Genomic DNA, 7,673 nt, shown 5'->3' with positions numbered 1-7,673 from the left:
ACATCACCGTCCATGCCTCATCGGAGATGCCAAGGCTAAAGAAGCAAGCGCCGTGCCGCAACAAAGAAGATTGAGTCTGCACGCAGTATCTGCATGCGTCGCATTGTCGACATTTGGTTCGGAGCCGACAATCTTCCTGATACCAGACGCCTGTGGCGTACGCCGTTTCACTCTCGTGTGAGGGCACCCACCGGAAGGCGTTGACGCAGACATCCTCAGATGGTGTGCCGGGGATATCAAGATGCTCAGAAAGTCGGGAAGAGAAAATTGACTGGCGTCACGAATGAAGATGTCCATAGCATCGAGGTGATCCGTAGCAATATAGTTCTCTCGCCTTGCTTTCCGCCAATGGCATCGAACACAAAACGTATCGAGTCAACCACGGCGGCGTCTCGGGCTGTCGCTGTCCTCCTTGGACGTTTCCTCCCTAGACTTGGGCCGCTTGTCAATTAAGCGTCCTTTTTGCTTGCCCATCAATCCGAGCATTTAGCTCGGGTATGCGAGACTCAGGATTCGCGTTTGATGCGAAAGGATACAGACCGCGATCAACGACTTGGACGCCAGGGTCGCCTGAGTTGGCATGCTCTGCGAGCGCCTCCTGTGCCTTGTGCTGGGGATTATGTTTTGGGCATGGACCTTTTGGATCCCGTAAGGATTCGTTCCAGTGCTGATGGACACGCCACTCGTCTGGGACACTGGAATTGGTGCCCGTCAGCAGCACGGAAAGCACGACCGAACTCCTCGCCCAACTCACTTCGAAGATCATCCGGCGGGAGCGATCCAGGCAGGTTTCTGCCGCCGACAGGAAGGACCCAGGCAGCGTTGCGGATTGGGCCGGATCTCCTCGATCACGGCGCGAATGAGTTGCTCCCGATCGATCTCAATGACCGGCGGTTGCTTCAATTGCTCTGGTTCCACCAGCATGGTTCGATTTCTCTTTTTATCCGCTGCAGGATTTGCCGCAGGAGCAGCTCGAGCTGGCGTTTGGGTTGTCGAAGGTGAAGCCCGAGCCCTCCAGCGCCACCACGAAATCGATCGTCGTGCCGGCGAGGTGTTCATGGCTCTTATTGTCGACGAACACCTTGATCCCGTCGCGCTCGATGACGGTGTCTTCGGGCTTAGCCTCGTCGGCGAAGCCCATCTTGTATTTGAACCCGGCGCAGCCACCGGCCTCGACCATGATGCGCAGGCCGCTCGTCGGCTGCGCCGAAGCCGAGATCGCGCTCTTGAGCGCATTCACTGCGCTATCCGTCAGATTGATCATGGCACCCTTTATTTTCCCGAGTCGTTTGCATGGGAATTGGCAAGTCGCATGCCAGCGCGCCCGAGCTTGACATTGCTCACCTTTTCGAAATCGCGCCTGTTGGCTTTGCGACGCGTGTAGGGTTGCTGACAAAGGTCTTCGAGGGATTGCGGCTGCTTTGCGTGTCTTCTTTATGGATTCCGCCGATGAAGCGTAAGGAACGCGGCGGCAAGCAATTTGCATTGGGTGTCTAAGCCGGCCGAAGTGTCCGGTGATGAGCTTAGATCGGAGACCCCTTGCATGACGAACACTACCGAACAACTAGAACACGCACCGGGGGTCTTTGTTGACAAGATCTGCGCAGGCGGTGCGCCCATTCAGCTTGTTTTGCACAATGACGACAAGACGACTCTCGGTTTCGTGGTACGCCTGCTGCGCGAGGTATTCGACAAACAGGAGCGGGATGCCATTGCGCTCGCCAAACTCGTCTTGCAGCACGGCAAGGCCGTCTGCGGACGCTATCCTCCCTCAGTCGCAAAGGCGCTCCTCGAGGCGGCGCAAGAGCGTATCCGAGCTGAAGGATGTCCCCTGCTGATCACGGGCGAAGCCGCGGGCGAAGCGGACGGCCCCGACCTGTCCGACGTGCAATTCGAATATGCCTTCGAAGCGCTTGAGTGGCACTTCACCAATATACCGCCGAGCGAACTCGCCACTACTGTGCGGCAATTCCCGGGCCACATGCGGGCCGATGTTCAGGTCGCGATCGATAAGCTATTCGCCGATCCGGTCCGCTTCTTCGGCGCCTATACACAACATAGGTACGAGACGCTTTCATTCGCTCGGATGAAACAGCGTGGACGGAATGCGATTTCGCTGGTGCCGCCGCAATATCACCAGGTTGATACTGGCGAGACGGCGCCGGTCAAATGCCTGTACAATGGACTGTGGCTTTGCCGGGCGAGCGAATTTTTCTATGCCGTCGTGCTCTCTTATGAGTTGGAGTTCAAGCGCGAGCCGAAGCCGATGATCCGGATTGAAATCGTTGCCCCTGCGGGGTCTGGCGGCGAAGCCTTTGTTCAGCGCAGCTTTGACGAACTGGAACGGGCGGTGCACGCGGCACGTTCTTATCGCGGCAAGATCCTCTCACTCGAGGAAGGTGCGGATTACAGCGGCCGCTCAAGAGGCATCATGGTGCATCGAGTGGCACCAGTGAGGCGCGAGGACGTGATCCTGCCGGAACAGGCTATCAAATTGCTCGATCGCAACGTGTTGAGTTTTGTCGCCACGCGCGGCGCACTCCGCCGATTCGGCCAGTCGACCCGCAAGGGCATCCTGCTCTATGGCCCGCCGGGCACCGGTAAGACCCACACCATCCGCTATCTCGCCACCAACCTACCGGGACACACCACGCTAATCATCACCGCCGAAGGGGTCGGTGAGCTGAGCGCCTATATGGCGCTCGCGCGCCTGCTGCAGCCTACCATGGTGGTGATCGAGGATGTCGATCTGATCGCCAGCAAGCGCGACGACTTGACAACATGTGAGGAGGTCGCGCTGAACAAGCTCCTAAATGAAATGGACGGCTTGAAGGAAGACGCTGACATCCTCTTCGTGCTCACCACCAACCGCCCCGAGCAACTCGAGGGCGCCCTGGCCGGTCGCCCCGGCCGCATCGACCAGGCGATCGAGATGCCGCTGCCTGATACGACCGGCCGCGACAAGCTGATCCGGCTTTACGGCATGGGCCTGCCGCTTGAGGCGGAGATCGTAGCCGAGACGGTGCGCCGCACTGAGGGCGTCAGCGCCGCTTTCATTAAGGAGCTGATGCGGCGCATTGCGCAATCATGCATCGCTCGTGACGGCGGAAACTCAGTGACCACAGCTGACATCGAGGAAGCGCTCGACGACATGCTGTTCACCGGCGGCCGCCTCAACGTGAAGCTCTTGGGTGGGGCCGGAGCGATGGCTGCGGGGTCTGAATGAAGGCGAAGGGAGGAAGATCACCCGCCAAGGGCTGCGCCAACTCCCGCATGCGCCGGGTGTCGACGACGCGTCTATGACTGATGAGCAGCGAGGCGGTTCGTGAACGCGAACCGCCGCGACGAGGCCGAAGCAACAATGACTGCCCGCTCGCCGGCTGCGCCGACGTTGAGATCGCGGTCTTGACTGCATCCATTACGCTATCCGTCAGGTTGCTTGTGGCTCACCCTTCCCTTGCATCAGTCGGTTGCTTGCGAATTCGCAAGCTGCATGCCAGCGCGCGCTTGATAGTTCCCGTCTTTTTCGAATCGCGCAGAGTGGCTTTGCGACCCGTGTCGGGTTCCTGACGAGGCTCTTCGAGGGATCGCGGCGCGCTTGCGTGTTTTCTTTAAGTGTTACGCGGATGAACCATTCCAGTCGCGGCGGCAAACAATTTGCATTGCACATGTTGCGCCGGCCGAGGTGTCCGGTGATGAGCTTAGATCGAGGACGATTTTCATGACTGCAATCGAGAACACCGCGCTCGGCCGGCTGGACAAGGAGGGGCGCCTGCTCAATGCCATATTCAAGGGCGGGACCACCAAGCCGGGCCGGTTCGGCTTTCGCGGCGATATCGCACTAAAATTCCAGACCCAGGTCGCGGACGAGAAGCGGCCGCCCGACTATTCGATCGAGCAGGTGCTGATGGTCGCGCAGGAAGGCGAAAGGAGCATTCCGGTGCTGGCCGGCTATCTGCACTGCTTCGCTTTTCTTGCTGATGTCGCAAACGTTCTTGACGGCGCGCTATGCCCTGGTGGCAGCTACTTCATGTTTTGCAACAACATAGACCTGTTGGCGAAATACCGAACCAAACTCGGTGATATCACCTTCCACGTGCTGCCGTGCGATGAATCCACTGTCATCTGGAAGGAGATGATGGACCTGGTCGGGGTCAACAAGAACGGCCTCAAGAAGCTCGATGCGGGCGGCAGGCTCGATTACTTGCTCGACGCGGCCAGGAATGTCGATGCATCCTATGACGAAATCTCCTACGAAGACGGGCTGAAGAGGATGGGGCCCGTCAAAAACCGCAACGAGAACCGGCCGGTCTGAGCGCTGGTCCAGCCCTCGCCGGTGGGATCCGTTCTCGTCCTACAACAAGCCGCACGCCGGTGACGCAGATGTCGCCGTCCAGCACCGTCAACGCGACCGGCGTGAGCCCGCTGCCCTTGCACGGGCCATCAACGCAGCGGCCGGTGCCGAGCTCGAAGGTCGAGCCGTGCTTACTGCACATCAGCCGGATGCCCTTGGGATCGAGGAACTGGTTACGTTCCCAGTCCAGGTTGACCCGGTTATGCGGGCATTTATTGAGATAGCCAAACACCCGCTTGCCCCAGCGCACCACAACAATGGACCACGGCTTGGGATGTCGTAGAAGCCGCAGATCGCATAGGCGGTATTCGGCTGCATCCATTGCTCGTTCATGACAAGATGCCTTTCATTAATCACCCTGCGACCAGCCCTGCAAGAATCGCGCAGGGTGCTGGATCGCCTCACCTTCTGGGGAATTCGACGCGCGGCGTCGCAAGCGCACCACCACTAGGTGCGACCCGTGCACGATCGACGGGTTCGCGCGAGCACTGTCGCTTTACGGGGCTCACAACGCGCATCTCCGCGGCTGCTACAAAAAATTGATCTCTTCGCGTCCGACTTTGCCGGCTGCTCGCTGGACGAGCTGACGGCAATGCTCGATCGTGGCATGCTGACCATCTATTCGGTCACGCGCCCGATTACGGCAGATTGCGCTGTCGATCAGGCGGGATTCTCGTGATTTTCAGCGTTGGCACGCTGGCCTTCGGCCCGCGGAGGGTGGCGTGAACCAGCCGCTCCTCGCGGCCAATCCGGTTTCGGCCGCCGGCCTGGGCTTGCCCGTGCCCGTCAGGCGGATGGCACGATGGTTCCGGTTTTTTCCGCAGGCCCTGGCAACTACGAGATCAAATTCGCCGAAGTGTCCTGCTCGAAAGGCTCACCGGTGAAGATCACCGCTGTCAAATTGCTTCCGGTTCGTCATCATACGGAAAAGTGCCCCGAAGCAGCCTCTCTTGGTGGGAGCAGTCATTGGAATGCTTTCCGCATCGGTGGGATGAGCGCTATGAACAAGCTGCCCCTACAAACCCGCGTCCAGATTCTGACGATGCTCTGTGAGGGCAGCAGCTCAGCCGGATTACCGGGGTTATAGCGCGACAATCTGGATGGGAAGTCTTCGGGAACATTCCTCCATGAGGCAATACGCACTTCCATCCTTATTGCCGCGCCGCACGGGGTGTCGATCAATACCGTGACTAAGCTCTTGGTGGACGCTGGTTTGGCCTGCGCCGCCTTCCACGATGAGAAGGTCCGCCATGTCCCCGCCATCCGCATCCAATGCGATGAGGTTTGGTCGTTCAGCTACGCCAAGCAGAAGAATGTCAAATTTGCTAAGCGGCTCCGGCCGCTGCTGGCGACATCTGGACGTGGACGGGCCTGGACGCCGACTCCAAGCTGATCCTGTCATGGCACGTTGGCGACCGCAGCCAAGACAACGGCATTGTCTTCCTAGGAGACTTGGAGGCGCGTCTTGCCAACCGCGTCCAGCTCATCACAGATGGCCACAAAGCCTATCTCAAGGCCGTATCTGCGGTCGATTTCAACGCTGACTACGCGATGCTGAACAAGATATTCGCGACTGACTATGCCGTCCTGGCCGCTATAGCCCGCCCAAGTGCATTGGCGCGATCAAGGAAGCCATCATGGGCAACCCCGATCCGAAGCGTAACAGCACCTCATTTGTTGAGCGGCAGAACCCGACCATGCGCATGTCAATGAGGCGGCTTACCCGCTTCACCAATGCGTTCAGCAAGAAGTTTGAAAACCATTGCCACGCGTTGGCACTCTACTTCTTTTTCTACAACTTCTGCCGCGTCCACAAGACACTTGGCGTCACCCCGGCTATGGTCGCTGCCGTGACGGATCGTATCATGAAAATGGAAAGCCTTGTTGAGATCATCGGCGCGGCGAATGCCCCGGGGCCGCGCGGCAAAGGGCTGGATGAGGCCCATACACCGTCCGCCTGCCGTTTCGCATCGACCAGGTTGCCCATGGCCGCTGAAGACGGATTGCGTGCAGCCTTCCCTATGCGCCAGATCCGACGGCGCAGCCGCTGGCTTGCATGTGGTGGTCTGGTTTCGCGATCTGCCCCAAACGTCCGAAGCATGGGTTACGCCGCACTGGAGGCGCGCCAGATCGAGCGCGGCTGTCAGCTTCTGGCTCAAGCGGTCGATCAGCTTCGTTCGCGGCGATTGTCCTAGTCGCATGCCCCTCCAACTGGACCATCAAAATCAGTGATAACTGGCAGTTCTAACCGTACCAGGCTTGGTCTATCTCAGGAACGAGAACGGAGAACCGCCATGTATGTGCCCCCGCCTTTAGAGATGACGAGGTCGAAAGCATCCGCGCGACCATTTGCTCCGCCGGCCTCGCCAACCTGGTCACGGCCACCGCGGACGGACCGATTGCGACACCCTTGCCGCTCTTCCTCGATGAGACCGAAGGAGAGCACGGAGTGCTGTACGGGCACTTGGCGAAGGCCAATCCACAATGGCGTTCGGCTCCGACCGGCGAAGCTCTGGCGATCTTCATGGGTCCGGAAGCCTACGTGAGACCCTCATGGTTCGCGACCAAGCAAGAAACCGGGAAGGTGGTGCCGACATGGAATTACACCGCCGTCCACGCGTAAGGGCCGGTTGAGTTCTTCCAGGAGCCCGAACGTCTGCTCGAGGTGGTCACGCGCCTAACGAACTCGTTCGCGACAGCGGAATGAAGTTATTGAAGATTGCCAACATCCGATCCCATAGTGGCAGCAGACATTATGAACCATCCGAACCGGCATTTTCGCAGAATTCAGATGCTTGCCGCCGACGACGCATGATTCTACCCGGGGACGGCGACTCGGAGCCAGCAAGCTGGTGGGAATGGCCGAGCAGGATCACCGACTTCGCGGGAGCAGTCACTGGTGAAGGTCACCGAACATTCCCGAAGGCCAGCTTGCCGGAGCCGGCACTATTACGACGCCCATCCGCGGCAGGGCCCTGCAATGCCAACCATTTTGTGATGCTGTCGCGGCGCATAGAGTCCCATCCTATGAACGACGCGCTGGCTCCGGCCGATCTCATTTCGATGGGAGCGGGATTTGAACTACCGTCCGTCGACCGGCCCTTCATGCTGCTGTCAGGGCGGACTACTTTGTCACGCATCTTGCAGACGACGGCCGCCCGCTTCGACCACTAATCAACCAAGTCCTTCGCGCCGGTCGGCGCCGAGGGGCTCTATCCCCGAGCGCAGCACACGGAGATTCCCTTCAGCCGAGCTTCGCCGTCCAACTCCCGCTTGCCTGCGGGAAAGGCGGACAGAGGCGCTGTCAAGCGGCTTCCGC

General features: G+C 59.4%; 8 protein-coding genes and 1 pseudogene. 7 read left to right on the top strand and 2 right to left on the bottom strand.

All coding sequences use genetic code 11. The features are described 5' to 3' along the window. Positions 1-181, top strand: a 181-nt coding sequence (locus KIP88_RS44960; RefSeq protein WP_214494498.1) for a hypothetical protein, incomplete at its 5' end; no start/stop codon positions are given. A gap of 759 nt (positions 182-940) precedes the next feature. Here KIP88_RS44960 and KIP88_RS44955 read toward each other — a convergent pair. Beyond that, a complete protein-coding gene (locus KIP88_RS44955; RefSeq protein ID WP_214494496.1) occupies positions 941-1,264 on the bottom strand; it encodes an iron-sulfur cluster assembly accessory protein in 324 nt (107 codons plus the stop codon). 29 nt (positions 1,265-1,293) lie between these two features. Between KIP88_RS44955 and KIP88_RS44950 the strand changes: the two genes are divergently transcribed. The 3 genes from KIP88_RS44950 to KIP88_RS44940 all read left to right on the top strand — a co-directional run bounded on the left by KIP88_RS44950 (position 1,294) and on the right by KIP88_RS44940 (position 4,315). Next, positions 1,294-1,497: a hypothetical protein gene (locus KIP88_RS44950; RefSeq protein WP_214494495.1), complete on the top strand. Its 204-nt coding sequence runs from the start codon at positions 1,294-1,296 to the stop codon at positions 1,495-1,497. 46 nt (positions 1,498-1,543) lie between these two features. Further along, positions 1,544-3,226 carry an ATP-dependent Clp protease adaptor ClpS gene (locus tag KIP88_RS44945; RefSeq protein WP_214494493.1) on the top strand — a complete coding sequence of 561 codons (1,683 nt, stop codon included), beginning with the start codon at positions 1,544-1,546 and terminating at the stop codon, positions 3,224-3,226. A 495-nt stretch (positions 3,227-3,721) separates the two neighbouring features. Then, complete coding sequence (locus KIP88_RS44940) at positions 3,722-4,315, top strand: hypothetical protein (protein ID WP_214494492.1); 594 nt, start codon at positions 3,722-3,724, stop codon at positions 4,313-4,315. On the opposite strand, the gene KIP88_RS44935 is transcribed toward KIP88_RS44940, so the two are convergent. Then, entirely contained in the window at positions 4,284-4,676 is a 393-nt protein-coding gene (locus KIP88_RS44935; protein ID WP_244608660.1) for a Rieske 2Fe-2S domain-containing protein, read from the bottom strand. The genes KIP88_RS44940 and KIP88_RS44935 overlap by 32 nt on opposite strands. A 1,315-nt stretch (positions 4,677-5,991) precedes the next feature. Between KIP88_RS44935 and KIP88_RS48915 the strand changes: the two genes are divergently transcribed. The 3 genes and pseudogenes from KIP88_RS48915 to KIP88_RS44920 all read left to right on the top strand — a co-directional run bounded on the left by KIP88_RS48915 (position 5,992) and on the right by KIP88_RS44920 (position 7,528). Then, a complete protein-coding gene (locus tag KIP88_RS48915) occupies positions 5,992-6,549 on the top strand; it encodes a hypothetical protein (protein ID WP_214494490.1) in 558 nt (185 codons plus the stop codon). Between the two features lie 140 nt (positions 6,550-6,689). Further along, positions 6,690-7,037: pseudogene (locus tag KIP88_RS44925) on the top strand (FMN-binding negative transcriptional regulator); the annotation flags it as partial. A 344-nt stretch (positions 7,038-7,381) separates the two neighbouring features. Beyond that, positions 7,382-7,528 (top strand): hypothetical protein, encoded by a 147-nt coding sequence (locus tag KIP88_RS44920; protein WP_213257315.1) that lies wholly within the window; start codon positions 7,382-7,384, stop codon positions 7,526-7,528. The last annotated feature ends 145 nt before the right edge of the window (positions 7,529-7,673 follow it).

This window comes from Bradyrhizobium sp. SRL28 (assembly GCF_018596315.1).
Lineage (GTDB): Bacteria > Pseudomonadota > Alphaproteobacteria > Rhizobiales > Xanthobacteraceae > Bradyrhizobium.
Note: the sequence above shows the minus strand (reverse complement) of the source record. Positions and strands in the feature narration are given on the sequence as shown.

Coding starts and splice junctions, on each gene's coding strand:
- KIP88_RS44945 (WP_214494493.1), top strand. CDS start 1,544: ATGACGAACACTACCGAACAACTAGAACACGCACCGGGGGTCTTTGTT.
- KIP88_RS44955 (WP_214494496.1), bottom strand. CDS start 1,264: ATGATCAATCTGACGGATAGCGCAGTGAATGCGCTCAAGAGCGCGATC.
- KIP88_RS44940 (WP_214494492.1), top strand. CDS start 3,722: ATGACTGCAATCGAGAACACCGCGCTCGGCCGGCTGGACAAGGAGGGG.
- KIP88_RS48915 (WP_214494490.1), top strand. CDS start 5,992: ATGGGCAACCCCGATCCGAAGCGTAACAGCACCTCATTTGTTGAGCGG.
- KIP88_RS44920 (WP_213257315.1), top strand. CDS start 7,382: ATGAACGACGCGCTGGCTCCGGCCGATCTCATTTCGATGGGAGCGGGA.
- KIP88_RS44935 (WP_244608660.1), bottom strand. CDS start 4,676: ATGGATGCAGCCGAATACCGCCTATGCGATCTGCGGCTTCTACGACAT.
- KIP88_RS44950 (WP_214494495.1), top strand. CDS start 1,294: ATGGGAATTGGCAAGTCGCATGCCAGCGCGCCCGAGCTTGACATTGCT.